Below are 26,318 nucleotides of genomic sequence, written 5' to 3' on the forward strand. Positions count from 1 at the left end.
TCTGTTCCATCCGATACGGGGACGGATGCAGTGTTTCGTGATGTTTCCGCCACGGCCATCCGGAAAGGCACGGTTATGAGCCGACGATGGCATCAATCCGGCTTTCTCGGGGCTAGCATCGTCCCCAGCGCTCGCGCGAAAACCCGGAAAAGAAGAAGACTGCAAAGCCCGCAGCCGGAATGAGGCGTCTTGATGAAAGTGCTAACACTATCGAGGGGGAAGACCGTGGCGGCCCGCGGCCTGCTCTCGCTCCTCTGCTCGACGATCTCCTACGCCGCGCTGGCGCAATCGTCCGGGTACCAGGATCCGGGACGCATCGGCAACGCGGCGAGCTGGCGTACGCCGGAATTTCTGGGTGACTGGGGTCTCACCTCGATGCGGGCCGACCAAGCCTATGCCCGCGGCATCACCGGCCGGGGCGTCGTGGTCGGCTCGGTCGATTCGGGCTTCCTCGCCACCCATCCGGAATTCACCGGACAGGTGACGCCGCTCACGGTCCAGGGCACCTACCTGGCGAACGGCTACCGCTACGAGACCGCCGCGGGCGTGCGCAGCGACCTGTTCTCTGCGGGCGCGCCGTTCTCGGTGCCGGGCACCTGGATCCGCGGCGTCAACGACGATCACGGCACCCATGTCGACGGCACGATCGTGGCACGGCGCGACGGCACCGGCATGCACGGCGTCGCCTTCGGCGCCACCCTGCTCGCCACCAACACCAACGCCACCGACTCGTCGATCTACGGCGCCAACCAGGATTACAACTACTTCAAGGCCGCCTACGGCAACCTGGCGGCATCCGGTGCGCGGGTGATCAACTCGTCGTGGGGCAGCCCGCCGCCGGGCGAGAGCTACAGCACCCTCGCCGGGGTCGCCGCCGGCTACGCCAAGTTCCAGGGCCGGCTCGACTGGCTCGACGCGGTGGCCGAGACCGCGCGGCAGAGCGGCACGATCATGGTCTTCGCCGCCGGCAATGCCGGGGTGAACAACCCGACCGTGCGCGCCGCCCTGCCCTATTTCGAGCCCGACCTCGAATCGCGCTGGATCGCGGCGTCGGGCCTCACCATCGACGACGGCACGGCGTTCAACCGCTGCGGGCTCGCCAAGTACTGGTGCATCGCCGCACCCGGCCGCGGCATCCTGAGCACCGTGACCTCGACGACGGGGGTGGCCGGCTACGGCACCAAGAGCGGCACCTCGATGGCGGCGCCGCACGTCACCGGCGCGCTGGCGCTGGTGATGGAGCGCTTCCCCTACATGACCAACGAGCAGACGCGCGACGTGCTGCTCACCACCGCGACCCATCTCGGCGATCTCCGGCCGGAACTGCCGAACGAGACGTATGGCTGGGGCAAGATCGATCTCGGCCGGGCGATGAACGGTCCGGGCCAGTTCCTCGGCCGCTTCGTCGCCACCTTGCCGGGCGGCACGGTCGATACCTGGTCGAACAACATCTCCGACGTAGCGCTCGCTCGGCGCTGGGAGGAGGACAATGCCGAGCATCGGATCTGGCTGCGGGACAAGGCCTCCCGCGGCTGGAGCAACGGCCTGCCGGCCGGCGCCACCGCCGACCAGCGGGTCGAATACACCTACCGGGAGGCACGAGACCAAGCCTTCCTCGGCCGTACCTACCAGGGCGGCCTGACCAAGGCCGGCGATGGCACCCTGATCCTCAGCGGCTTCAACTCCTATACCGGCAGCACGGAGGTGAATGGCGGCCTTCTGGCGGTCGACGGGTCGGTTAGATCGGTCACGAACGTCAATGCCGGCGGCACGCTCGGCGGCAGCGGCTTCTTCCTCGCTTCGGTCAATGTCGGTTCCGGCGGCACGCTCTCCCCCGGGAGGGGCGGACTCGCCACGCTCCTCGTCGATCGCGATCTCAGTTTCGCTCCGGGCTCGCGCTACGCCGTCGAGGTCGCAGCGGGACGCAGCGACCGTGCCTTCGTCTTCGGAGCGGTCCGGATCGAGGGCGGCACGGTCACGGTCGCGTCCGAGGGGTCGGACGGCCTCACTCCGAGCGCCCTGCGGAGCCTGCTCGGCCAGCGCACCGTCATCCTGCGGTCGAACAACGAGATCACCGGCCGCTTCGACGCCGTGACGCCGGGCTACACCTTCATCGGAGCGAACCTCGACTACGACGCGCGCGACGTCGGCCTGACGCTGGGGCGCAACGCCACCACCTTCGCGTCGGTCGGCGCCACCCGTAACCAGGCGGTGACGGGCGGGGCGATCGAAGCCCTGGGCGCCGGCAACCCGCTCTACGAGACCGTGCTGGTCAACACCGATCCGGGCGCGGCGCGCACCGCCTTCGCCTCCCTGTCGGGCGAGATCCATGCCAGCGCGGCGACGGCGCAGTTCGAGACCGCATTCTTCGTCCGTGAGGCGATCCTCGACCGCCTGCGCCGCGGCGAGCCGTCCGACGCACCGGTGTTCCCGGGCGTCTCGGCGCCCAGCCTGCCGGCGGCCTACTCGGCCGACCTGCCGGGCCGGGCCGCGCCGCCGGTCCAGGTGCCGGCGCAGCTCGTCGAACCGCGCGCCTACGCACTCTGGGGCCAGGGCTTCGGTGCCTTCGGCCGCACCCGGGCGACGGCAACGCCGCCTCGCTGTCGCGCCAGATCAGCGGCTTCGTGCTCGGCGCCGACACCCGGATCGATCTCGGCGGGTTCCCCGGCGGCTGGCGCCTCGGCCTCGCCGGCGGCTACACCAATACCAGCCTCGACGTGACCGGCCGCGCCTCCTCGGGGGTGATCGAGAGCGGCTTCGGCGGCCTCTATGCCGGCACGACGCTCGGACCGGTCGCCTTGCGCTTCGGCGGCGTGGCCGGCGGCAACAGCCTGTCGCTCCGGCGCAGCATCCTGGCGCCGGGCTTCAACCAGAGCCTCGGGGCCCGCTACGGCGGGATCACCGCGCAGGTCTTCGGCGAGATCGGCTACCGGGTGGCGTTCGGGGCGGCGGTCATCGAGCCCTTCGTCGGCGCCGCCGCGATCCGCATCGGCCAGGACGCCTTCACCGAGCGCGGCGGCCCGGCGGCCTTGTCCGGTCTCGGCCGCGACAACGACCTCGCCGCCACCACGGTCGGGTTACGCGGCTCGACCCGGCTCTTCGCCGACCTGCCCGTGACCCTGACCGGTCTCGTCGGCTGGCGCCGGGCCTATGGCGACGTGGTGCCGAAGGCTCTCCTTGCCTTCGGGGCCGGCCAGACCGGCTTCCTGGTCGCCGGCGTGCCGATCAACCGCGACGCCCTCGTGGCGCAAGCCGGCCTCGACTGGGCCTTCTCCCCGGCGGCGACGCTCGGCGTGTCCTATACGGGACAGGCCGGCGAGCGGGCGCAGGACCACGCGGTGAAGGGGAACTTCACCTACCGGTTCTGATCGGGCGATGACGAGACAGGCCCGCCGCCTCGGTAGAGGTGGCGGGCCCTGCTCTTTAACTTAATCACGCGATGCCGCTGCCGCCTCTCGGGGTCGTCCCGGGCTCCTCTGTCGCGGCCCCGGAATGACCCGGTGGTTTCAGGATCGGTCGAGGAGGATCGACCTTGGGCGTCAGCGCTTGCCCAAGCTCTCCATCGGCGTCCGGTAGGTCTCCCGGGCGGTGAAGATCGAGACCGCGGCGATCGCCGCCGTGGCGGTGACGAAGACCGCGACCGGGACCCAGCCGGTCGGGCCGGTGCCGAGCAGCGCGGCGCTGATCACCGGGGCGAAGCCGCCCAGTGCGAAGCCGATCTGGGTGCCGATCGCCATGCCCGACAGGCGGACCCTGGTGTCGAACATCTCACCGTAGAGCGACGGCCACACCCCGTTGGCGGCACTGTAGACCACGCCCGAGAGCAGGATGCCGAAGGTGAAGATCAGCGGGATGTTGCCCTGGCTGATCGCCCACATGTAGGGCCAGATCAAAGCCGCGGAGCCCAGCGCGCCGAAGATGAAGACCGGGCGGCGGCCGATCCGGTCGGCGAGCGCCGCGAAGGCGGGGATCGCGCCGAGCGCCACCACGTTGGCGAGGATCAAGACCGTCAGCATGGTCGAGCGGTCGATCTGCATCGTGTTGACCGCGTAGGACAGGGTGAAGACGCTGAAGATCGTGCTCACCACCGAGACGAGCGCGGCGAAGATCACCCGCAGCACGTCGGCCCATTGGGTGCGGAACAGCACCGCGACCGGAAGCTCCGCCTTCGCGTGGCTCTGCTCCTCCTGCTCCTTCTCGAAGACCGGGGTCTCCGGCAGGGTGCGGCGGACCCAGAAGCCGACCGCGACCACGAGGGCGCTGAGGAAGAACGGGATGCGCCAACCCCAGGACAGCATCTGCGCCTCGGGCATCTGGGTGATCGGCAGGAAGACCAGCGTCGCGAGGATCAGCCCGGCCTGCGTCCCGCTCAAGGTGAAGCTGGTGAAGAAGGCGCGCTTGTGGGCGGGGGCATGTTCGAGGGTCATCGAGTTGGCGCCGGCCTGCTCGCCGGCGGCCGAGATGCCTTGCAGCAGGCGGGCGATCACCAGCAGGATCGGCGACAGGATGCCGAGCTGGTCGTAGGTCGGCAGGCAGCCGATCATGAAGGTCGACAGGCCCATCAGGAGCAGCGTGAAGGTGAGCACCTTCTTGCGGCCGAAGCGGTCGCCGATATGGCCGAGCGCCACCGCGCCGAGGGGCCGGGTGATGTAGGCGACGCCGAAGGTCGCGAACGAGGCGATCGCCGCCGCCTGCGGATTGTTCGGGGCGAAGAACAGCTTCGGGAAGATCAGCGCCGCGGCGGTGCCGTAGATGAAGAAGTCGTAGTATTCGACCGCGCTGCCGATCCAGCTCGCGAGCGCGGCCTTTTTGGGAGTTTTCACGGCATCGGGTTCGGCGGCCGCGGCGGCGGTCGCCGGGAAGACGGTGGAGGTCATCGGGCGTTTCCTGTGGGGGAGAGAGGGGGTCGGGCCCGTTGGCTCGGACCGCATAGTTCGCATGGGACAGGTCTCAGGCCGTCCGGCCGAGCTCGGCGAAGTGGCGGAGCATCCGCTCCGGGTCCGGGATCAGGCCGGTGATGAGGCGGAAGGCCTCGACCGCCTGGAACACCGCCATGCCGCCGCCGTCGAGGGTGCGGCAGCCGATCCGCCGGGCCTCGCGCAGGAGCGCGGTCTCGATCGGGAAATATACGATCTCGGCGACGAACAGCGTCGGGTGAAGGTATTCCGCCGGCAGCGGCAGGCCCGGATACTTGTCCATTCCGGTCGGCGTGCAGTGGACGAGGCCGTCGGCGGCAGCGACGTCCGCCGCGAGGTCGGTGCAGCCCCGCGCCCGGCCGGCGCCGAAGCGCTCGCAGAGCGAGGCCGCGACCGCGGCGGCACGGGCGGGATCGATGTCGTTAAGGACGAGGTCGCGCACCCCCAGCGTCAGGAGCGCGTGGGCCACCGCCGCGCCGGCCCCGCCCGCGCCGAGCTGCACGACGCGGTCGAGCGCCACGTCCGGCAGGCCGCGCCGGAACGCCTCGGCGAAGCCCCACCAGTCGGTGTTGTGGCCGACCCGCTTGCCGTCGCGCAGGACCACGGTGTTGACCGCGCCGAGCGCCGCCGCATCGGGCGACAAGTCGTCGAGATGGACGAGCACCGCCTGCTTGCACGGATGGGTGATGTTGAGGCCCGAGAAGCCCATCCGCTCTGCGGCGGTCAGAAGCTCCGGCAGGGCGTCGGCACCGAGGCCGAGCTTTTCCAGGTCGATCTTTTGGTAGAGAAGCCGCAGGCCCTGCGCGTCGCCCTCGTGCTCGTGCATCGCGGGGGTGCGTGAGGCCTGGATCCCGTTGCCGATCAGGCCGGCCAGGATGGCGGTGGGGGCAGCGCCCATCGCGGGGCTCCTCTCTCGAACGTTCCTCGGATGGCGCGATTACGACGCGCTTGAAGCCAAATGTACTAACCGGTACGTTCACGTCAAGCGTGAATGACGGCGGCTCGGCCGGCGCCGCTTCGGGCTCGACGGAGCCGGCCCCGTTTGCGATGGAGGGCCGGCGGACAAGCGGACGGGAGAACGCGATGAGGAAGGCGATCGCCACGGTGTCGTTGAGCGGCACGCTGATCGAGAAGCTGGAGGCGATCGCGGCGGCCCGCTTCGACGGGGTCGAGATCTTCGAGAACGACCTCCTGTTCCATACCGGCCCGGCCCGCGACGTGCGCCGCTACGCCTCCGACCTCGGCCTGTCGATCGACCTGTTCCAGCCCTTCCGCGATTTCGAGGGCGTGTCGGACGAGCAGCTGAAGCGCAACCTCGACCGGGCCGAGCGCAAGTTCGACCTGATGGAGGAACTCGGCGCGCCGCTGATCCTGGTCTGCTCCAACGTCGGCACCGAGGTGTCCGACGACGACGCCCGGATGGCTGACCAGCTCTACCAGCTCGCCGAGCGGGCGGCGAAACGAGGCCTGAAGATCGGCTTCGAGGCCCTGTCCTGGGGCACCAAGGTGCGCACCTTCGACCGGGCCTGGGGCATCGTCGAGCGGGCGAACCACCCGCATCTCGGCCTGATCCTCGACAGCTTCCACACCCTGGCGCTCCCCGACGACTGGTCGGGCATCGCCACCCTGCCGGGCCAGCGGGTATTCTTCGTCCAGCTGGCGGATGCGCCGCGCATCGGCATGAACCCGCTCACCCTGAGCCGCCACTTCCGCTGCCTGCCGGGCCAGGGCGACCTCGACGTGCCGGGCTTCCTTCAGGCGGTGCTCGCCTGCGGCTATACCGGCACGATCTCGCTCGAGATCTTCAACGACGACATGCGCGCCGCGCCGCCGCGCCAGACCGCCGCCGACGGCCACCGCTCGCTGCTCTTCCTGGAAGAAAAGGTGCGCCGCACCGACGAGGCGGCGGCTCTCTCGCCCTCCCCGGCCAAGCGGCCCCGCCGCCGGGTCGAGCTGTTCGATCCGCCGCTGCCGCCCGCGATCGCCGGCCACCGCTTCATCGAGGTGGCGGTGGACGAGCGCTGCGAGGGCGCGCTCGCGCATCTCCTCGGCCAGCTCGGCTTCACGCGGCTGGGCCGCCACCGCAGCAAGGCGGTGACGCTGTACGGCCAGGGCGAGATCCGCATCGTGCTCAACCGCGAGCCGGATTCCTTCGCCTCGTCCTACTTCCTGATGCACGGCCCCTCGGTCTGCGCGCAAGCCATCGCCACCGACGACGCGCTCGCCGCCTTGGGCCGGGCCGAATCCTACGGCGCCGCCCGGTTCGGCGGCCGGATCGGGCCGGACGAGAATGCGTTCCCGTCGATCCGCGCCCCCGACGGCAGCCTGATCATCCTCACCGACCCGACGACCGGGGCCGATTTCGAGCGCGACTTCGTGATGGACGAGGGCGCGGAGCCGGCGGGCCTGCTCACCCGGGTCGATCACGTCGCGCAGGCCCTGCCCGAGGGCCATCTCGATTCCTGGGTGCTGTTCTACCGCGCGGTGCTCGGCCTCGAGCCGGAGGACGTCGTGGTACTGCCCGACCCCTACGGCCTGGTGCGCAGCAAGGCGATGTCGAATGCCGAGCGCACCATGCGGCTGCCGCTCAACATCTCGGAGAGCCGCAACACCGCCACCGCCCGCCTGGTCTCGAGCTTCGCGGGCGCGGGCGTCCACCACATCGCGCTCGCCACCGACGACATCTTCGCGGCGGCCGAGCGCCTGAAGGCGGCGGGCGCGACCCTGCTGCCGATCCCGGCCAACTACTACGACGACGTCGCCGCCCGCTTCGGCCTCGACGACGCGACCATCGCCCGCATGCAGGCCTTAAGCATCCTCTACGACCGCGTCGGCGAGGGCGAGTTCCTGCAATTCTATACGACGCCGTTCGAGGAGCGCTTCTACTTCGAGATCGTGCAGCGGAAGGGCGGGTACGACCTGTACGGCGCGCCGAACGCGCCGGTGCGGATGGCGGCTTTGGCGGCGTTGCGCGGGCCGAACCTGTCGCAGGTGCTGCGGTAGGTTTTTTGGGGGGCGGAGACTTCCGCCCCTAATGGACGGATCACACGGATAGAAACCTGCTCGATCCGCTCGACGCAATTGATATCCACTACGTCATCCCGGGGCCGCGCAAGCGGAACCCGGGATCCATAACCGCTGACGCGTCAGGATGAAGCGGGACGTTTTCAGTTCTTTTCTTTCACGCCAGCGGTTATGGATCCCGGGTTCTCGTCTTCGACGAGCCCCGGGATGACGTGGAGGATGAGAAATCCGTCGCTCGATTATCGTCAGCAGGGTGAGCCCAATAGAAAAGCCCCCGGACGCTGCGCGCTCGGGGGCTTTCTTTCAACCGAGATCGAATCTCTTACTTCTTCTCGTCCGCCTTCGGCGCCGTCGCCGGAGCCGCCGGGGCCGCCGCGGTCTTTTCGATCTTGGCGCCCTCGCGCAGCTTGGTGATCAGATCCTGCTGCGTCTTGCGGGTCAGGTAGGCCTCGACCTGCTCCTTCATCTCGTCGAAGCTCGGCACCGGCTTGGTGCGCTTCTCCTCGACCTTGATGACGTGCCAGCCGAACTGGGTCTTGACCGGATCGGAGATCTTGCCGGCCTCCATCTTGAACGCCGCATCGGCGAAGGGCGCGACCATCCGCTCCTTGGTGAACCAGCCGAGATCGCCGCCCTCGGCCTTCGAGCCCGGGTCCTTCGAGGTCTCGGCCGCCACCTTGGCGAAGTCCTCGCCGGCCTTCAGGCGCGCGGCGATCTTCTTGGCCTCGGCCTCGTTCTCGACGAGGATGTGGCGGGCGTGAACCTCCTCCTCGGGCTTCATCGCCTTGACGGTCTCGTCATAGAGCGCCCGCTCGGCCTGCGGCGTCACCGCCTTCTTGGCCTCGCGCTCCAGGTACTCGTCGAGGAGGAGCTTGTCGCGGAAGTAGGCGAGCTTGCGGACGAAGTCCGGGTTGTCGGCGATCTTGGCCTTCTCGGCTGCTTGGGCGCCGATCTTCAGGTCGACCATGTAGTCGACGAGGAGGCCCTTCTTCTGGGCCTCGTCGACGCCGGGCAGGGACAGGGCCGGGTCGTCCGCGGCCACCGCGAGGTCGCCGGCGGTGATGGGGGCGCCGTTGACCTTGGCGACGACCGTGTCGGGCGACTGGGCGGGGGCCGGGGTGGCCGCGGGCGCCGCGGCCGGCGCCTGGGCGAGCGCGGTGCCGGGCAGCATGAGCCCGAGGGCGAGCGCGCCGTTGCGCCAGAAGGGGGAGAGGGTCGGCATGGCGTGATCCTTGGGGCCCGTGCGCGAAGTCGGTCTGAAAGACCGGCGGACAGGTGGCAAAGATCGGCGGACAAGACAAGCGGCGCGCGCGCCGCAGCGGCAGGGGCGCTCCCCGCGGATCCGACGGTCCGCGGGGATGCCGATCGGGCTCAGTAGCCGGTCGAGGCGACCTCGACCCGGTTGCCGCGGCGCGCGAAGGCCACCGAGGCGGCGGCGCCGTCCTGGGTGCCGGGCACCGAGAAGCTGACGACCTGGTCGGAGGCCAGCGTGGTGATGACCCGCAGCGGGGTCGCGGCACCGGCCTCCGCCGGCGCCAGGGTGGCGACGACCCGCAGGCCGTCCTTCTCGACGGTGTAGTAGGCCGAGCCGCGCACCGGGCCGAGATCGAGGCTGTGGGACTGGCGCGGGTTCAGCTCGGAGGCGCCGGCCGCCGTCGCGAGAACGAGACCGAGCGCGGTGAAGGTGAGGAATCGCATCGGTGGTCCAGGTTTTCTGTCCGGCGCGGGAAGCGCATCCGGAAAGCCGGGATCTGCCGGGAGACCGCAGTAGAACACCCGTTATGATGCGGCGCAATAGAAACATATTGCATTGCACCATAGTCCATGCACGCCCTCGCGCCCGCCCTCATGCCCGTCATGGGCGACCTCGTACGGGGGGGTCGTGGCCCTCCCCGGACAACCCTGCGACGGGAGCCTCCCGTGACCTGCGGACCGCCCCGCCCTACCTGTGACGGGCCACTGGCCGATCCGCGCCGCCCGCCGTCGCCGACCCGGAACCTGGACGTTCATGAGCACCTATCGCTTCGACAGGCTCCTCAGCCCCCGCTCCGTGGCGCTCGTCGGCGCGAGCGCGCGGCCGAACGCGTTCGGCGCCGCGATCCTGCGCAACCTGCGCGAGGCGGGCTTTGCCGGCCCGATCTGGCCGGTGAACCCGCGCCACGACAGCGTCGACGGCGTGCAGGCCTTCGCCGACCTCGCCGATCTGCCCGAGCCCGCCGACCTCGTGGTGATCGTCACGCCGCCCGAGACCGTGCCGGAGGTGGTGGAGGCGGCAGGCCGCCGGGGCTGCGGCGCGGCCGTCATCATCACCACCGGCCTCGGCAGCGGGCCGGATTCACTGGCGGAGGCCGCGCGGGCGGCGGCGCGGCGGCATTCCCTTCGCCTCGTCGGGCCCGACAGCATGGGGCTCGCGGTGCCGCATGCGGCCCTCAATGCCAGCCTGCTCGCCCGGGCGCCGCTTCCCGGCGACCTCGCGCTGATCTCGCAGTCGCGCACGGTGGCGGCGGGCATCGTCGCCTGGGCGCAAGCGCGCGGCACCGGCTTCTCGGGCATCGTGTCGCTCGGTAACGCGATCGACGTCGACATCGCCGATTGCCTCGACCACTTCGCCACCTGCATCCGCACCCGGGCGATCCTGCTCTCGATCGACAGCGTGGCCGACGCGCCGAAATTCATGTCGGCGGCGCGGGCCGCGGCGCGGGCGAAGCCCGTGGTGGTCCTGCGCTCCGGCCGGCACGACACGGCGCGATCGATCGACGGCCGGGCCGCCACCCATACGGGCATCCTCGCCCGCAAGGATGCGGTCTACGACGCCGCCTTCCGGCGGGCGGGCCTCCTGCGGGTGCAGGACCTCGACGAGATGTTCTCGGCGGTCGAGACGCTGGGGCGCCAGCGCCCCTTCCCGGGCCGGCGCCTCGCCATCCTGGCCAATGGCCGCGGCGTCGGCGCGATCGCGGTCGACCGGCTGATGGATCTCGGCGGCACCCTGGCGGGCCTGTCGGACGAGACCCGGACGCGGCTCGCCGCAGGAGTGCCGGGGACGCGCCCGGAGGCTTGGCGCAACCCGGTCGATATCGGCGCCGATGCCGACGGGCCGCGCTACGCCGCCGCCCTGGAGGCGCTGATCGCCGATCGCGACAACGACGCCGTGCTCGTCATCAACGTGCCCACGGCCCTGTCGGGCGGCGCCGCGGTGGCGGAGGCGATCGTCGAGGCGGTGAAGCACGGCCGCAAGGAGAGCTTTCGCGCCCGCCCGGTCTTTGCCGTCACCGTCGGCGACGAGGCGGCCGGCGAGATCCTGAGCCAGGCCGGCATCCCGCGCTTCGCCACCGATGCCGACGCGGTCGAGGGCTTCACCCACCTGGTGCGCTACCGCGAGGCGCAGGACGACCTCACCACCACCCCGGCGATGCTTCCCGCCGACCTGGTGCCGGATGCCGGCGCGGCCCGGATGATCGTCGATGGCGTGCTGGCCGAGGGGCGGACCTGGCTCGACCCGCGCGAGATGACGGACCTTCTCGCCGCCTACGGTATCCCGGCCCAGCCGGTGACCCTCGCCGCCGACGCGGACGCGGCCGCCGAGGCCGCCTGGCCGATCATCGCGGCGGGCGGCACGGTGGCGCTCAAGCTCGCCTCGCCGGACGTGCTGCACAAATCCGATGTCGGCGGCGTGCGGCTGGGGCTGACAAGCGAGGCGGCGGTGCGGGAGGCGGCGGCCGAGATCCTGGCGCGGGTGGCGCAGGAGCGGCCCGGAACCCGGGTCACCGGCTTCGTCGTCCAGGCGATGCTGCGCCGGACGCAAGGCCGCGAACTGATCGCCGGCCTCGTCGACGACCCGGTCTTCGGCCCCGTGGTGGTGTTCGGCCGCGGCGGCACCGCCGTCGAGGTGATCGACGACCGGGCGCTGGCGCTCCCGCCCCTCGACCGGCGGCTCGCCGCCGACCTCATCGGCCGGACCCGGGTGGCGCGCCGGCTCAAGGCCTATCGCGACGTGGCGGCGGCGGATGAGGCCGCGGTCGCCCTGGTGCTGGTCAAGCTCGGCCAGCTCGCCGCCGACCTGCCGGAACTGCGCGAGCTCGACATCAACCCGCTGCTGGCCGACCGCGACGGCGTCATCGCGCTCGATGCCCGCGCGGCGGTCGCCCCCCTGCCGCCGGAGCGGCGGCGGGATGCGGGAGCCGGCCCGAGCCATGCGCGCTTCGCCGTGCGGCCCTATCCGGGCGCCTGGGAGCGCCGCATCACCCTCGACGACCAGAACATCCTGGTGCGGCCGGTGCGCGCCGAGGACGAGGGGCTGTTCGAGGCCTTCTTCCGCCAAGTCAGCGCCGAGGACCTGCGCCTGCGCTTCTTCGCGCCGGTGCGCGACTTCAGCCACGCCTTCCTCGCGCGCCTGACCCAGCTCGACTACGCCCGCGCCATCGCCTTCGTGGCGATCGAGGAGGCGACCGGCACGATGATGGGGGCGGTGCGCCTGCACGCCGATGCCAACCACGAGACCGGGGAATACGCGATCCTGGTCCGCTCCGACCTCAAGGGCCTCGGCCTCGGCTGGTCGCTGATGGGGCTGATGCTCGACTGGGCCCGGGCCGAGGGCCTTCGCCACGTCGAGGGCCAGGTCTTGCGCGAGAACACCACCATGCTGGCGATGTGCCGCAAGCTCGGCTTTACGGTAAGGACGGACCCCTCCGACCCCGACCTGATGCTGGTGCGGCGCGCCCTGACGGAGGAGAGTGCCGGCCCCGCAACCTGACACCCCCCTCCCGATGCGCGACACCCCTCCCCTCGACATCGCCGGCGGCCTGCTGCTCACCGCCGCCGCCGGCTACGTCGATGCCGTCGGCTTCCTGCGGCTCGACGGGCTCTACACCTCGTTCATGAGCGGCAACTCGACCCAGTTCGCGGTCTCGCTGTCCCAGGCCGGCCACCCGGTCGCCTGGGAGATCGCTCTCCTCTTCGCGTGCTTCCTCATCGGGGGCTTCTGCGGCAGCCTGGTCTCGCTGCGGATGCCCGGGCGCTGGGGGCCGGCGGCCGTGCTCGGCGTCGAGGCCGCGCTCCTGGTCGTCGCGCTGTCCCTCGCCTTCGGCCCGGCGCAGGGTCCGGTGGCGCCGCTGCTCGCCGCCGCCATGGGGGCGCAGAACGCGGCCTTGCGCCGGAGCGCGGGCTTCCGCCCCGGCGTCACCTTCGTGACCGGCACCTTGTTCAGCCTCAGCCACACCCTGGCCCAGGCCGCGACGCGGATCGGCCCGGCCCTCGGCTGGGTGCCGGATGCCTGCACCTGGCTGGCGCTGGTCGGCGGCGCCGTCGTCGGGGGCTTCGTTTATCGCGGCTACGGGCTCGAGGCGCTGGTGATCCCGGTGATCGGGGTCGGGCTGGTGCTGGCGCTCGCGGTCGGGCGGGCGGTGCGGATGGAGGCGGCGTGAGCGAGGGTGCGAAGGGTGCGCCGCCCCGCGACTTTCTCCATCTCCGGCGCGACGCGGCGAGCGGCATCGAGGCGGTGACGGCGCGGTTCCTCGGCCATGCCTACGACATGCACCACCACGACGAGTGGCTGGTCGGGGTGACGCATGAGGGCATCCAGGATTTCTACTGCCGCGGCGCGCGCCGGCAGAGCGTCGCCGGGCGGGTGATTCTGATCGAGCCCGGCGAGCGCCATGACGGCCAGGCGTTGCGGGAGCCGGGCTTCCGCTACAGCATGCTGTACCTGCCGCAAGACTGGCTGCGCGGCCGGATGGGCGGCAGCGACGCCGGAATCGGCTTTCGTCGCACGCTCGCCGACGACCGGCATCTCGGCGGCGCCATCGCCCGGGCCTGCCGCGCGGTCTTCGGCACCGACTCTCCGCTGGCGACCGATGCCGTCCTGGACGATCTCGCCGGGCACCTGCGCCGCCATCTCGGTGCCGGGGCCGCCCCGCCCCCGCCCGACGGCGATCCGGTGATCGCCGAGCGGGCGATGGACTTCATCCGCGCGCATGCCGCGGCGACCTTCGGCCTCGACGCCCTCGCGCAGGCCGCCGGCGCCGCGGACCGGTTCCAGCTCGCCCGCGCCTTCCGGCGGCGCTTCGGCACCTCGCCGCATGCCTGCCTGGTCGAGATCCGCCTCGCCCGGGCCCGGGCGCTCCTGCGCGCCGGAACGCCGCCGGCCGAGGCCGCGGCCGCCGCCGGCTTCTCCGACCAGAGTCATCTCGGCCGCTGGTTTCGCCGTGCCTACGGCCTCACGCCGTCGGTCTACCGGAGCGGGCGCACGAACGTTCCAGACGCCGTCCCCACCCTCGGCTAGCCCTGCCCGCCATCACCCGCAGGGAGAGCCCGATGTTCGACACCAAGGTGGCCATCCTGGTCCGCGACGACCTGGCCGTGTGGCAGAAGCTCAACGTGACCGCCTTCCTGGCGACCGGGATCGCCGGCGCCGTGCCCGAGGCGATGGGCGAGCCATACAGGGACGCCGCGGGCCGCTGCCACGCTCGCCTGCTCGGCCAGCCGATCCTCGTCTTCGCCGCCGACGCCGAGATGCTCCGGCGGGCTTGGCAGCAGGCGATCCAGCGCGACCTCATCCGCAGCGCCTATGTCCGGGCAATGTTCGAGACCGGGCACGACGCCGCCAACCGCGAGGTGTTCGCCCGTGAGCCCGCCGACGCGCCGGACCTCGTCGGCCTCGCCCTCCACGGTCCGAAGAAGGATGTCGACAAGGCGACGAAGGGGGCGGTGTTGCATCCGTGACGGTTCGGGCTGCCCGGTCCGAGGAGCGGCGTCTCCCTTGTCCCTTTTCCTTGTCCCGTGCGGGCAGGGAATCTCGGAACGCCCGTCCCCGCCCCCGGGCGGCGGCGATCGCTAAAATGCGAGAGAATTTCCGAACGGGGCGGCCAGTCCTCTCCGGCTAACGTCCCGGCCTGTCATCCGGGAGGAGCTGACGACATGGCACCCCAAGGACATCGCCAAGGCACACTTCTCACCCGCGCGGAGGCCGTGGTCGCCCGCGCGTTCCGCGTCGCCGCGGAGCACCAGGCGACCCTGGCCGAGGCCCGCTCCGCCGCGCAGCCCCTGCGCGAGGCGGCGGCGCGGCAGAGCGGGGGCGTGCCGCACGCCCCCGAGGCGGACAGGGCGCGCAAGGGCCAGCCTGAGCCGATTTGACCCGCTGGCCCCTCGTCGCCGGCATGCTAGCCTGCCCCCTTCGCCCGTCCCCGACGGGACCAGCGGGAAGCAGGGCATGATGAAGGCCGAGCCGGACAGCGCGCAACGCAGCCCCGCCCCGGAGGGCCGGGCCGATCCGGTGCGCGCCGGGCTCGATCGGCTGGTGGTGCGGGCCGGGCGGGTCACCCTGTGGGAGCAGGCCTGGCCGATCCTGTGGCGCGGCCTCGCCGTCCTGCTGGTGTTCCTCGCCGTCTCGTGGCTCGGGCTGTGGCTCGATGCCGGGCCGGCCTGGCGCATGGCCGGGGTGGCCCTCTTCGGCCTCGCCCTCCTCGCCGCGCTGCTGCCGCTCGTGCGGCTGCGCCGGATCGCCCGGAATCAGGCGCTGGCCCGGATCGACCGCGATGCGGGCCTCAGCCACCGCCCGGCCCGGACGCTCGAGGACAATCTGGCGCTCGGCCAGGACGATCCCGGCACCCGCGCGCTCTGGGCCCTGCACCGGAGCCGCGCCGCCGCGACCCTGGCGCGGCTGAAGGTCTCCGGCCCGCGGCCCGGGATGGCCCGGCGCGATCCCTTCGCGCTGCGTGCCGGCGCGATCTTGGCCGCCGCCGCCGCCGCCTTCGTGGCGGGGCCGGAGGCCGGCGAGCGCCTGCGCGCGGCCTTCGACTGGCGCGGGCCGGTCGCGGCCGCGCCGTCGTTCCGGGTCGACGGCTGGATCGACCCGCCGCTCTACACCCGGACGCCGCCGCTCATCGTCACCCTGGCGGAGGCGGGCCAGCGCCTGCGGGCGCCGGTGAACTCGACGCTGGTGGTGCGCATCGCCGGGGCCGGCGACGCGACGGTGACGCCGGGCGCCGGCCTCAAGGCCCTGCCCGCCTCCGCTCCGGCCCGGCCCGACCTGCGCGAGGAGCGCTTCACCCTCACCGGCGGCACTGCCGAGGTGGCGGTGCAGACGGGCTTTGCCAGCACCCACCGCCTGACCATCGAGACCATCCCCGACCGGCCGCCGGAGATCGCCTTCGCGGGCCAGCCGGAAACCAACGGGCGCGGCACCTTCACCCTCGCCTACCGGGCCAAGGACGATTACGGCATCGCCTCGGCGGAAGGGCTCGTCGAGCCGCAGACGAAGGGGCGCAGCCTGGTGCCGCCGCCGCGCCTCGCCTTGAGCCTGCCGGCCGACGCGCAGGGGACCAGCGACACCCGCACGCTGATCGACCTCACCGACAACCCGTGGGCCGGCGCCAAGGTGCTGCTGACCCTGGTGGCGAAGGACGAGGCCGGCCAGGAGGGGCGCTCCGCCCCCCTCGCCATGACCCTGCCGGGGCGGTTCTTCACCAAGCCGCTGGCACGCTCCCTCGCCGAGGAGCGCCGCCGCCTCGTCCTCGATCCGGACGGCAGCCGGGCCCGGGTCGAGACCTCCCTCGACGCGCTCCTGATCGCGCCCGAGCGGTTCACGCCGCAATGGGGCGTCTTCCTCGGCCTCCGGGAGGCGGTGCAGCGCCTGCGCGCGGCGAAGACCGACGAGGCGCTGACGGAGGTCGCCGACCTCCTCTGGACCATGGCTTTGCAGATCGAGGAGGGCGACCTCTCGGATGCCGAGAAGGCCCTCCGCGCCGCCCAGGAGCGGCTCAAGGACGCGATGGAGCGCGGCGCCTCCGACCAGGAGATCGCCAAGCTCACCGAGGATCTGCGCCAGGCGATGGACCGCTTCCTGAAGGAATTCGCCCAGCGCCAGCAGCAGAACCCGCAGAATCCCGGACAGCCGAACCAGCAGGCCGACCGCACGGTGACGCCGGACGACCTCTCCAAGATGCTCGACCAGATGCAGGAGGCGATGAAGCGCGGCGACGTGGCGGAGGCCCAGCGCCTGCTCGACCAGCTCCGCGGCATCCTGGAGAACCTGCAGACCGCCCAGCCCAACTCGCGCATGAGCGATCCTGCCGCCCGCGAGATGAACCGCCAGATGCAGGACCTGGAGGCGATGGCGCGCGAGCAGCAGGGCCTGCGCGACGAGACCTTCCGCCAGGGCCAGGAGCGCCGCTTCGGCAATCGCGGCCAGCCGCAGCAGCCCGGCCAGCAGGGACAGCGCCAGCAGGGCCAGCGCGGGCAGCAGGGCCCGCGCGGGGGCGAGCCCCAGGGCCAGGATGGCCAGCAGCCCGGCCAGCAGGGCCAGAAGCCGGGAGGCGAGAAGCAGGGGGGGCTCGGCGACCGCCAGCAGGCCCTGCGACAGCGTCTCGAGGACCTGCAGAAGCGGATGAAGGAACTCGGCATGCAGGGCGAGCAGGGCCTGTCCGATGCCGAGCAGGCGATGCGCGAGGCCGAGAACTCCCTCGGCCAGGGCCAGGACGGGTCCGCCGTCGACGCGCAGGGCCGCGCCCTCGAAGGCCTGCAGCGCGGCGCGCAGGGCATGGCCCAGCAGATGCAGCAGATGGGCCAGGACGGCGAGGGCCAGCAGGCCGACGGGCAGCAGCAGGGCCAGGGCAACCCCAACCAGCCCGGCCGGCAGGGCGCCCGCGACAACGACCCCCTCGGCCGCCCGACCCGCAACCGCGACTTCTCCGACGGCCGCGTGCGCGTGCCGACCGCCGAGGAATCCGGCGTCGAGCGGGCCCGGCGCATCCTCGAGGAGCTGCGCCGCAAGCTCGGCGACCCGAGCCGCCCGGCGGAAGAGCTCGATTACTTCGAGCGCCTGCTGCGGCGGAACTGAACGAGGAGCCGGAACGAGGAAGCGGCTCGGTCCTCCCGGGACCGCGCCGCTTCTTCGTGTGATCGTTCCAGGAAGCGAAAGGGAGCCGCCGCGGCGGCCCCGTAGGCTCAGTTGAACAGGTTGAAGTGGTAGTTGATGCCGACCTTCAGGAGGTGGGTGTCGAGGCCGGTGCGGGCGCCGAACTGGGTGCCGAAGGCACGGAAGCGGACGTCGCGCCCGAGATCGGCGTAGAGGTATTCGCCCTTCACCGAGAGGTTCGGGCTGATCATGTATTCGAGGCCGGCGCCGACGGTGTAGCCGTCGACCGGGACCGACGCGTTGATGGAGGCCGGCAGCACGAGGCCCGGTCCCGTGGCGATGCCGCGCAGGCCGATCTCGGTGAAGGCCCAGCCGCCGGTGGCGTAGGCCAGCAGCGGCCCCCAGGCGTAGCCGACGCGACCGCGGACGGTGACGAAGTAGGTGTCGGTCTTCAGGCCGCCGCTGGCGCTCGCGCCACCGGCCGAGGCGCGGAACTCGTTGTGGATGTCGGCGTAGTTGGCATCGACCTCGACGCCGACCACGAAGCCGTTGTTGGGCGTGAACTGGTAGTTGTAGCCCACGGTGCCGCCCGCCACGAAGCCGGCGGCCGAGGCCTCGGCGCGGGAGGCCGGAAGGGCGGCCGGACGCGGCGAGGTCGTCGAGGCGCTGAAGTCGCCGCCGACGGCGCCGCCCGCATTCACGCCGGCATAGAACCCGGTCCAGGTGAAGGCCGGCGGGGCCACCGGGTAGACCGGCGGCGGCGCGACGCGGCGCGGCAGGTCGGCGGCCTGGGCGGCACCCGCGAGCGCGACGACGCCCGTGGCGGCGAGCAGGTAGGACTTCACGTGGACAACCCCCATGGATCGTCGGGCCGGCCCGATCATGCGGTCGCCGCCCGGTTAGGATGTCGTGCCGGTCGGACGCAGGGTCGCGCCGGATCGGCTCAGTGGCGGCACACAAACATGATGGCTTGTTCGAGGCTATCGCATTTGCGCAACACCAAAGCCCGCGATCGACGAACAGGAGATGCAGCATCGCTCGCCACAATTGTGACGATGACTTTTGGACGAAGCGCCAGGCCGGCTCGGGAGCCTGGACAGATCATTGCACCGATGGCCGGACCGGGGCCCGGCGGACGCGTCCCGGCGCCGTCTCGCGCTCCTGCGTCGCGGAGCCGCCTCCCCGGACGGCCCCGATCCGCCCTATCAGGCCGTTCCACCTCGCGAGCCTCACCCGAATGTCCGGCAACACCCTCGTTCTCATCCCCTGCCTCGCGGTCGCCGTGGTGCTGCTGTTGGGGCTCGCCAACATGCTGCGCGGCGGCAGCGCCAATCTCTCGCAGCGCCTCATGCGCCTGCGGGTGGTGCTCCAGCTCGTCGCCATCCTGGTCATCATGGGGGTGCTGTGGTGGCGCGGCGGCTGACCCTGGGACACTGTGGCGGGGTGGTCGCACGGGGTGGAAAACCACGGTGAGACGGATTGTGCGGCGAGACGAGACACAGCCCCCTGGTTAAGGTGACCGTCGCCCCAGCAACGGGGCGGTGGACCCGTTCGACAGATGCGCGTAACCCTTCCGAGCCTCGCCGCGGCGGTCGCCACGACGGTCGTCCTCGCGGCTCCGGCCGCCCAGGCCGCAGACCCGTCTGCCCTGGTGCCCGTCTACCGCCCCCCGGTCCAGCCCCTCAGCATCGTCTCGGAGTTCCGCATCGGCGGCGCCGCCCAGGATCCGGGCAGCAACGAGAAGAACACCAGCAACATTAACGGCGAGTTGCTGTTCGCCAAGCCGGTCACCGGGCTCGACCGGTTCTGGGCCGCCTTCGTGCCGCGCCCGACCGTCGGCGGCAGCTACAACGTCGATGGCCGCACCAGCTACGCCTATCTCGGCGCGACCTGGACCTTCGACATCACCGACCGGATCTTCGTCGAGGGCTTCTTCGGCGCCGGCTTCCATGACGGCTATACCGGCCCGAAGGCCGACGTGCCGAAGACCTACAACGCGCTCGGCTGCAACCCGCTGTTCCGCGAGGCGGCAGGCGTCGGCTTCCGGCTCACCGAGCACTGGAGCATCATGGCGACGATCGAGCACATGTCGAATGCGGGCTTGTGCGTCACGAATCGCGGCCTGACCAATTTCGGCGGCAAGATCGCCTATACCTTCTAGAGCGCCTCACGATCGCGTCGCCATCGCGAAGCTCTCTAGGTCTTTGAGTTTGCCGCATTTTCCGTGGCGAACCGGTATCCGCTTCGTCGGAAGATGCTCTGAGCGCCCATACCTTCTGGCGACTGTCCTCCACAGGGACGGGGCTGGCGCTCCGACGGGAGAGCGCTAGAAATCGCTGCCTGAGAGCGGGTACGCCCGCCGAAGGGAGCCTGTCGTGGTCGTCCTCAACCGCATCTACACCCGCACCGGCGATTCCGGCACCACCGCGCTCGCCAGCGGCGAGCGCCGCTCGAAGGCGGACCTGCGCGTCGAGACCTACGGCACCGTCGACGAGACCAATGCCTGCTTAGGGTTGGCTCGCCTGCACACGACCGGCGACCTCGATGCGATGCTCGGCCGGATGCAGAACGACCTGTTCGATCTCGGTGCCGACCTCGCGACGCCGGAAACCGGCGAGCCCCTCGCCTACGAGCCGCTGCGGATCGTCGCCGCCCAGGTCGAGCGGGTGGAGCGCGAGATCGATGCGCTGAATGCCGGCCTCACCCCCTTGCGCTCCTTCGTGCTGCCCGGCGGCTCGCCCGCCGCGGCGGCGCTCCACCTCGCCCGCACGGTCTGCCGCCGGGCCGAGCGCCTGGCGGTGGCCCTGGCGGGAACGCCGGGCGAGACCGTCTCGCCGGTGGCGATCCAGTACCTGAACCGGCTGTCGGATTTCCTGTTCGTTGCCGCCCGGGTCGCCAACGATGGCGGTGCTGCCGACGTGCTGTGGGTCCCGGGAAAAACCCGCGCGTAAGACCTGCACTTAACGGTGGGGCGGCGGGCCTCCAGGGCGCGTTGACAATTCGGAAAATCGGCCGCTACGGTCCGCGCCACCTTGCTCCATCGGGGATGATCGCGGGCCGGCCAGAGGGAGGGCCCGACCACGATCGCCCCTTCATCCTGAAGGATGCGACGATCATGAAGGTCCTGGTGCCCGTCAAGCGGGTGGTCGACTACAACGTGAAGATCCGGGTCAAGCCGGACGGCTCGGGCGTCGAACTCGCCAACGTCAAGATGTCGATGAACCCCTTCGACGAGATCGCCGTCGAGGAGGCGATCCGCCTCAAGGAGAAGGGCAAGGTCACCGAGATCGTCGCCGTCTCGATCGGTCCGCAGCAGGCGCAGGAAACGATCCGCACCGCGCTCGCCATGGGCGCCGACCGCGGCATCCTGGTCAAGACCGACGCCGCCGTCGAGCCGCTCGCCGTGGCCAAGCTCCTCAAGGCGCTGGTCGAGAAGGAGAGCCCGGATCTCGTCATCCTCGGCAAGCAGGCGATCGACGACGATTCGAACCAGACCGGCCAGATGCTCGCGGCGCTTCTCGGCTGGCCGCAGGGCACCTTCGCGTTCAAGCTCGAGATCGGCGAGGGCAACATCGACGTGGTGCGCGAGATTGACGGCGGGTTGCAGACCCTGAACCTGAAGCTCCCGGCGATCGTCACCACCGATCTTCGCCTCAACGAGCCGCGCTACGCGTCGCTCCCCAACATCATGAAGGCGAAGAAGAAGCCCCTCGACACCGTCGAGCCGGAGGCGCTCGGCGTCGACGTGGGCCCGCGGCTGAAGGTGCTCAAGACCGTCGAGCCGGGCGGCCGCAAGGCCGGCGTCAAGGTCGCCAGCGCCGCCGAGCTCGTCAACAAGCTGAAGGTCGAGGCCGGCGTCCTCTGAGGACTCACGAGCTTCCCTCGATAAGAAGGAACGACACGCCATGACCACTCTCCTGCTGGTCGAGCATGCCGGCGGCGCCGTGAAGGACGCCAGCACCAAGGCCCTGACGGCGGCCAAGCAGCTCGGCGCCCCGGTCCACGCCCTCGTGGTCGGCGCCGATGCGCAAGGCGCGGCCGAGGCCGTCGCCAAGCTCGACGGCGTCGAGAAGGTGCTGGTGGCGGCCGACGCCGCCTTCGACCACCTGCTCGCCGAGCCGACCGCCGCCCTGGTGGCGGAACTCGCGGCCGCCTACGACACCGTGATCGCCGCCGCCTCGACCGAGGGCAAGAACGTGCTGCCGCGCGTCGCCGCCCTCCTCGACGTCGCCCAGGTCTCGGACATCATCAAGGTGGTCGGCCCCGACACCTTCGAGCGGCCGATCTATGCCGGCAACGCGATCCAGACCGTGCAGACGACCGACGCCAAGCGGGTGATCACGGTGCGCACCGCCGCCTTCCAGGCCACCCCCGAGGGTGGCGCGGCGGCCCCGGTCGAGGCGGCTGCCGCCGCCGCGGCGCCGGAGGCGAAATCGTCGTTCAAGGGCGAGGAGATCGCCAAGTCCGATCGTCCGGAACTGGCCGGCGCCCGGATCATCGTGTCGGGCGGCCGCTCGCTCGGCTCGGCGGACAAGTTCAAGGAGCTGATCGAGCCGCTGGCCGATTCGCTCGGTGCCGCGGTCGGCGCCTCGCGCGCGGCGGTGGATGCGGGCTACGCCCCGAACGACTGGCAGGTCGGCCAGACCGGCAAGGTCGTGGCGCCGGACCTCTACGTCGCGGTCGGCATCTCGGGGGCGATCCAGCACCTCGCCGGCATGAAGGACTCGAAGGTCATCGTCGCGATCAACAAGGACGAGGAGGCGCCGATCTTCCAGGTCGCCGATTACGGCCTCGTCGGCGACCTGTTCCAGGTGGTGCCGGACCTCCAGCAGGAAATCGCCAAGGCCAAGGGCTGAGGGGATACGTCCCCCGCGCGAGGCCGCGCGGGGGGCGGGACAGGAACCGGGCAGCGTCTTCGGAACCCTTCGCATCTGCGAAGGCACGGTGATATGAACGCTCGGCGCGGCGTGGCGGAAGGCAGGGTGTGATGGGCATCGAGATCAAGACGGTCGGCATCATCGGGGCCGGTCAGATGGGCAGCGGCATCGCCCATGTCTGCTCCCTGGCCGGGCTCGACGTGCGGATGAACGACCGCGATCCCGAGCGCCTGAAGAACGGGCTCGCCACCGTCAACGGCAACCTGCAGCGCCAGGTCTCGAAGGGCGCGATCACCGAGGACCAGCGCCGCGCCGCGATCGAGCACATCCTCGCGGTCGATTCGTTCGACGATTTCGGTCCCTGCGACCTCGTGATCGAGGCCGCGACCGAGGACGAGGCGATCAAGCGCAGCATCTTCAGCGCGCTGTGTCCGGCCCTGCGGCCCGAGACGATGGTGGCGACCAACACCTCGTCGATCTCGATCACGCGGCTCGCCGCCTCGACCGACCGGCCGGAGCGCTTCATCGGCATCCACTTCATGAACCCGGTGCCGGTGATGCAGCTCGTCGAGCTGATCCGCGGCATCGCCACCGAGGACCCGACCTACGAATCGGCCAAGGCCTTCGTGAGGCGCCTCGGCAAGATCGTGACGGTGTCGGAGGATTTCCCGGCCTTCATCGTCAACCGCATCCTGCTGCCGATGATCAACGAGGCGATCTACACCCTCTACGAGGGCGTCGGCTCGGTCGATTCGATCGACACCGCGATGCGGCTCGGCGCCAACCACCCGATGGGCCCGCTCCAGCTCGCCGACTTCATCGGCCTCGATACCTGCCTCTCGGTCATGCAGGTGCTCTACGAGGGCCTGGCCGATTCGAAGTACCGCCCCTGCCCGCTCCTGGTGAAGTACGTCGAGGCCGGCTGGCTCGGCCGCAAGACCAAGCGCGGCTTCTACGATTATCGCGGCGCGGAGCCGGTGCCGACCCGCTGACGATCCGCGGGTCAGCGGACGCGGATCAGGATCCGGGGTCGCCAGATCCCGAGGACCACGTTCGCCGTCGCGATGGCGAGGAGCACCCAAAGGGTCCCCCGCTCGGCGCCGAGCGATTCGGCCAAAGTCGCGGGATCGACCCGACCCGCGAGGGCCTGCGCGCTGCGCTCCGCCTCCCGCTGCATCGGCCCCTGGACGCCGACGAAGCCGTACTCGAACATCAGGATTCCGGTCGCGAGCTTCACCCAGGCCCATCCGGCCTGGTGGAACGCCCGGTTGAGCGCGATCGCCAGCAATCCGGCGACCAGCATTAGCGCCAGCGACGGCAGGAAGACCCACGTCGCCACCGCCGCCATGGCACCGCGCATCAGGGCATAGCCGGGCAGCGCGGATGGCGGAGGCGCGAGACCCAGCAGCACGATCAGGCAGGCCATCGCGCCCATCAGGCCGATCGCCCCCATCGTGTGCAGGAACTTCATCAAGCGCCGCATCGCCACGACACCCTCCCCCGGCCCGTGCATCGGAAGCTACGGACGATGTCCGACCATGCGTGAATCACATTCCCGTGCAGAGAGGCCTCAGCCAGCACGGCGGGACGATCCGCCGGCACAGGTCGTCCGTCCCACCTGCGGCCTCGTCCGGAGGTAGGACTGACAGGAGCCTCGAAGGAGGGCTCCAGAAGTCTCGGCTGACCGCGAAGGAGCCCTCCGGAAACCTCAGCGATCCCTGGAGCCCTCCTTCGAGGTCAGTCCGTCTCCGATCAACTGACACCTCAGGATGAGGTCGTGGGCAGGATATGCCCTTCTGCGTCCGGCTTCATGGAAGACGATCCGGCTCAAACAGCCTCTCAGGACGAGGTGGGAGGATGGGAAAATCCATGCCGGCGGATCCCACGCCACTGTCGTGGACCGTGGTCAGCCTTCCCGTTCGGCGCGGCGCAACGACCAGATCAGGGTCTCATGCTCATCGACCAGCCACAGGGCGTTCACCGGCTCGTCCTCGGGCAGGCTCTCCCGGGCGTTGGCGAGGCGGATGGCCTCCTGCCGGTCCGCGGCGGTGATGATCTCGTCGATCAGCGGGGCTCCGATCGCCCCGTCCGGGGCGCGGAAAGCCCCGCGCAGTCGGTAGCCCGGCATCCGCCCGCTCGCTCCTCGATCGTGCCCCGTTCGATCGCCCGCCCTCGAAGGGCAGGCTGCTCCCGTTCTTGGGCGGGACCGGATCGCATCAAGGACCGGGCGGGGTGCGGCGCATCGGCGCTGCCGGGCGCTCACCCGGTGCGCCGCGCCGTCCAGCGCCCGGTGCAGGGACTGATCCCGGCGAGGGTCCAGCGCCCGCTGCCGGCGGAGCCGCGCAGGGTGCCGGTGACCGCGACGCTGGCGAGCCCGCTGCAGATCGTGCCGGTGATGCGGCCGTCGGCGGTGGCGCGCCCGGACGCATCGACGCCGTGGCCGCCGGCATCGTCCACGATGCCGCCCCGGATCACGATCGGGTAGCGGTACGGCCCGGTGCAGTTCCCGGTCTCGGCGGTGGCGACGACCGACCAGGCGCCGTCGAAGCGGTTGGGCGCGGCCGTGGCCGGAGCGGCGAGGACCGATGCGGCGACGGCGAGGACCAGGGCCTGTGCGGAGGACGGGCGGGCGAACGGGGTCATGATCTCCTCTGGTCGGGGTGGCCGGGCAGTCCCGGCACGCATGGATCGCGACGGACCGGACACGGACGGGGGAACCATGCCGTGCCCGGCCCGCGACCGCTCCGCACGCCTCGGGGGATAGCGCGGGAACGATGGGGAACGCCCCGTCGGGCGAAACCGGTGGGTGGGCCAAGGCCCCTCAGGCGGCGCCGGACGGGCTCCGGACCGGTCGGTCCGCCTCCCGACCGAGATCCCGGCCGAGATTTTGGCCGAGATCTTGGCCGAGATCCTGGCCGAGCCGGTCGCGCGCCCGGCTGACGCGACTCTTCACCGTGCCGGCCGGGCAGCCGATGATGCCGGCGGCGGCCTCGTAGGACAGGCCCTCGACCGCCACGAGGAGCAGCGCCTCGCGCTGCGCCGGCTCGAGCCGGTCGAGGGCGCCCTGGAGGTCGCGCAGGGACGCCCGGTGCTCCTGCTCGGCGGCGCTCGCCAGGGTGGCGGCATGGGCCCCGTCGGGATCCGCCACTTCGAGGCGGTACTTGCGGCGGCCGTTGAAGAAGCCGTTGCGCAGGATCGCGAACAGCCAGGCCGACAGGCTGGTGCCGGGGACGAACTGACGCCGGTGCTCCCAGGCCTTGAGCAGGGTGTGCTGCACCATGTCGTCGGCGTCGGCCCCGTGCTGGGTCAGGGACAGGGCGTAGCGGCGCAGGCGCGGCACCGCGCCGAGGAGCTCGCGCCCGAACGCCGCCGGCACTTCGTCGGCCGCCGCCAGCGCCCGGGTCAGGCGCGCCAGCATCTCGCCAAGGCGCGAGCCGGCATCGAGCGCGACGATCTCGGGATAATGCTCCCGCAGCAGGCCGCCGAGATGCGATGGGATCACCGCGATCGCAGCCTCTGGTGCGGCAACCGTTGCGCTCGTCTCGTGGTCTGTCTGCACGGAGTAGGGCCCGTCAACCAGCTGCAGATCGGACTAGACCGGGTGTCCCTGCGGCCTAGTCCCGTGGGGCAGCATGCCGGTCCGGTGATGAT

Annotated in this window: 24 protein-coding genes; 15 read left to right on the forward strand and 9 right to left on the reverse strand. The window is 71.2% G+C overall.

The genetic code is table 11. The features are described 5' to 3' along the window. Positions 1 to 225: 225 nt before the first annotated feature. On the forward strand, positions 226 to 2,721 hold the full coding sequence (locus F1D61_RS01095) for an autotransporter serine protease (protein ID WP_203156144.1): 2,496 nt from the start codon (positions 226 to 228) through the stop codon (positions 2,719 to 2,721). After that, positions 2,625 to 3,368 carry an autotransporter outer membrane beta-barrel domain-containing protein gene (locus F1D61_RS01100; RefSeq protein ID WP_203156145.1) on the forward strand — a complete coding sequence of 248 codons (744 nt, stop codon included), beginning with the start codon at positions 2,625 to 2,627 and terminating at the stop codon, positions 3,366 to 3,368. Before F1D61_RS01095 ends, F1D61_RS01100 begins: the two co-directional genes overlap by 97 nt. A 171-nt stretch (positions 3,369 to 3,539) precedes the next feature. Here the strand turns inward: F1D61_RS01100 and F1D61_RS01105 are convergent, their stop codons facing one another. Then, the gene (locus tag F1D61_RS01105) at positions 3,540 to 4,877 is read right to left on the reverse strand and encodes an MFS transporter (RefSeq protein WP_203156146.1); all 1,338 of its coding nucleotides are present in this window, start codon (positions 4,875 to 4,877) and stop codon (positions 3,540 to 3,542) included. Between the two features lie 73 nt (positions 4,878 to 4,950). Next, a complete protein-coding gene (locus F1D61_RS01110) occupies positions 4,951 to 5,814 on the reverse strand; it encodes a shikimate dehydrogenase (RefSeq protein ID WP_203156147.1) in 864 nt (287 codons plus the stop codon). Positions 5,815 to 5,999: 185 nt separating this feature from the next. Between F1D61_RS01110 and F1D61_RS01115 the strand changes: the two genes are divergently transcribed. Next, on the forward strand, positions 6,000 to 7,919 hold the full coding sequence (locus F1D61_RS01115; protein ID WP_203156148.1) for a bifunctional sugar phosphate isomerase/epimerase/4-hydroxyphenylpyruvate dioxygenase family protein: 1,920 nt from the start codon (positions 6,000 to 6,002) through the stop codon (positions 7,917 to 7,919). A gap of 343 nt (positions 7,920 to 8,262) precedes the next feature. Here F1D61_RS01115 and F1D61_RS01120 read toward each other — a convergent pair whose 3' ends face one another. Together F1D61_RS01120 and F1D61_RS01125 are read right to left on the reverse strand one after the other, a co-directional pair. After that, positions 8,263 to 9,162, reverse strand: coding sequence for a peptidylprolyl isomerase (locus F1D61_RS01120; protein WP_203156149.1), 900 nt, complete (start codon positions 9,160 to 9,162; stop codon positions 8,263 to 8,265). A gap of 149 nt (positions 9,163 to 9,311) precedes the next feature. Continuing rightward, positions 9,312 to 9,638: a hypothetical protein gene (locus F1D61_RS01125; RefSeq protein ID WP_203156150.1), complete on the reverse strand. Its 327-nt coding sequence runs from the start codon at positions 9,636 to 9,638 to the stop codon at positions 9,312 to 9,314. A 310-nt stretch (positions 9,639 to 9,948) separates the two neighbouring features. Between F1D61_RS01125 and F1D61_RS01130 the strand changes: the two genes are divergently transcribed. The 6 genes from F1D61_RS01130 (at position 9,949) to F1D61_RS01155 (ending at position 17,772) form a co-directional block, all read left to right on the forward strand. After that, complete coding sequence (locus F1D61_RS01130; RefSeq protein ID WP_203156151.1) at positions 9,949 to 12,690, forward strand: bifunctional acetate--CoA ligase family protein/GNAT family N-acetyltransferase; 2,742 nt, start codon at positions 9,949 to 9,951, stop codon at positions 12,688 to 12,690. Between the two features lie 13 nt (positions 12,691 to 12,703). Continuing rightward, the gene (locus F1D61_RS01135; protein WP_203156152.1) at positions 12,704 to 13,360 is read left to right on the forward strand and encodes a YoaK family protein; all 657 of its coding nucleotides are present in this window, start codon (positions 12,704 to 12,706) and stop codon (positions 13,358 to 13,360) included. Further along, a complete protein-coding gene (locus F1D61_RS34750) occupies positions 13,357 to 14,217 on the forward strand; it encodes a helix-turn-helix domain-containing protein (RefSeq protein WP_203156153.1) in 861 nt (286 codons plus the stop codon). Before F1D61_RS01135 ends, F1D61_RS34750 begins: the two co-directional genes overlap by 4 nt. Positions 14,218 to 14,249: 32 nt before the next feature. After that, on the forward strand, positions 14,250 to 14,657 hold the full coding sequence (locus tag F1D61_RS01145) for a DUF2000 family protein (RefSeq protein ID WP_203156154.1): 408 nt from the start codon (positions 14,250 to 14,252) through the stop codon (positions 14,655 to 14,657). A gap of 195 nt (positions 14,658 to 14,852) precedes the next feature. After that, positions 14,853 to 15,068 (forward strand): hypothetical protein, encoded by a 216-nt coding sequence (locus F1D61_RS01150; RefSeq protein ID WP_203156155.1) that lies wholly within the window; start codon positions 14,853 to 14,855, stop codon positions 15,066 to 15,068. 76 nt (positions 15,069 to 15,144) lie between these two features. Continuing rightward, positions 15,145 to 17,772 carry a TIGR02302 family protein gene (locus tag F1D61_RS01155; protein ID WP_203156156.1) on the forward strand — a complete coding sequence of 876 codons (2,628 nt, stop codon included), beginning with the start codon at positions 15,145 to 15,147 and terminating at the stop codon, positions 17,770 to 17,772. A 107-nt stretch (positions 17,773 to 17,879) separates the two neighbouring features. On the opposite strand, the gene F1D61_RS01160 is transcribed toward F1D61_RS01155, so the two are convergent. Continuing rightward, positions 17,880 to 18,650, reverse strand: coding sequence for an outer membrane protein (locus tag F1D61_RS01160; protein ID WP_203156157.1), 771 nt, complete (start codon positions 18,648 to 18,650; stop codon positions 17,880 to 17,882). A 377-nt stretch (positions 18,651 to 19,027) separates the two neighbouring features. Between F1D61_RS01160 and F1D61_RS01165 the strand changes: the two genes are divergently transcribed. The 6 genes from F1D61_RS01165 (at position 19,028) to F1D61_RS01190 (ending at position 23,659) form a co-directional block, all read left to right on the forward strand. Continuing rightward, the gene (locus F1D61_RS01165; protein WP_203156158.1) at positions 19,028 to 19,213 is read left to right on the forward strand and encodes a twin transmembrane helix small protein; all 186 of its coding nucleotides are present in this window, start codon (positions 19,028 to 19,030) and stop codon (positions 19,211 to 19,213) included. Between the two features lie 135 nt (positions 19,214 to 19,348). Further along, the gene (locus F1D61_RS01170) at positions 19,349 to 19,951 is read left to right on the forward strand and encodes an acyloxyacyl hydrolase (RefSeq protein WP_203156159.1); all 603 of its coding nucleotides are present in this window, start codon (positions 19,349 to 19,351) and stop codon (positions 19,949 to 19,951) included. 214 nt (positions 19,952 to 20,165) lie between these two features. Then, on the forward strand, positions 20,166 to 20,741 hold the full coding sequence (locus F1D61_RS01175) for a cob(I)yrinic acid a,c-diamide adenosyltransferase (RefSeq protein WP_203156160.1): 576 nt from the start codon (positions 20,166 to 20,168) through the stop codon (positions 20,739 to 20,741). A 164-nt stretch (positions 20,742 to 20,905) separates the two neighbouring features. Further along, the gene (locus F1D61_RS01180; RefSeq protein WP_203156161.1) at positions 20,906 to 21,655 is read left to right on the forward strand and encodes an electron transfer flavoprotein subunit beta/FixA family protein; all 750 of its coding nucleotides are present in this window, start codon (positions 20,906 to 20,908) and stop codon (positions 21,653 to 21,655) included. A 40-nt stretch (positions 21,656 to 21,695) separates the two neighbouring features. After that, positions 21,696 to 22,646, forward strand: a complete 951-nt coding sequence (locus F1D61_RS01185) for an electron transfer flavoprotein subunit alpha/FixB family protein (RefSeq protein WP_203156162.1) — start codon at positions 21,696 to 21,698, stop codon at positions 22,644 to 22,646. Between the two features lie 131 nt (positions 22,647 to 22,777). Continuing rightward, entirely contained in the window at positions 22,778 to 23,659 is an 882-nt protein-coding gene (locus tag F1D61_RS01190) for a 3-hydroxybutyryl-CoA dehydrogenase (RefSeq protein WP_203156163.1), read from the forward strand. Between the two features lie 11 nt (positions 23,660 to 23,670). Here the strand turns inward: F1D61_RS01190 and F1D61_RS01195 are convergent, their stop codons facing one another. From F1D61_RS01195 to F1D61_RS01210, 4 genes are all read right to left on the reverse strand, one after another. Then, on the reverse strand, positions 23,671 to 24,150 hold the full coding sequence (locus tag F1D61_RS01195) for a hypothetical protein (protein WP_203156164.1): 480 nt from the start codon (positions 24,148 to 24,150) through the stop codon (positions 23,671 to 23,673). A gap of 423 nt (positions 24,151 to 24,573) precedes the next feature. Then, on the reverse strand, positions 24,574 to 24,795 hold the full coding sequence (locus F1D61_RS01200) for a hypothetical protein (protein ID WP_203156165.1): 222 nt from the start codon (positions 24,793 to 24,795) through the stop codon (positions 24,574 to 24,576). A 131-nt stretch (positions 24,796 to 24,926) separates the two neighbouring features. Further along, on the reverse strand, positions 24,927 to 25,310 hold the full coding sequence (locus F1D61_RS01205; RefSeq protein ID WP_203156166.1) for a hypothetical protein: 384 nt from the start codon (positions 25,308 to 25,310) through the stop codon (positions 24,927 to 24,929). A gap of 178 nt (positions 25,311 to 25,488) precedes the next feature. Then, complete coding sequence (locus tag F1D61_RS01210; protein WP_246775664.1) at positions 25,489 to 26,169, reverse strand: sigma-70 family RNA polymerase sigma factor; 681 nt, start codon at positions 26,167 to 26,169, stop codon at positions 25,489 to 25,491. Positions 26,170 to 26,318: the final 149 nt, after the last annotated feature.

This window comes from Methylobacterium aquaticum, from assembly GCF_016804325.1.
Taxonomy (GTDB): Bacteria; Pseudomonadota; Alphaproteobacteria; order Rhizobiales; family Beijerinckiaceae; genus Methylobacterium; species Methylobacterium aquaticum_C.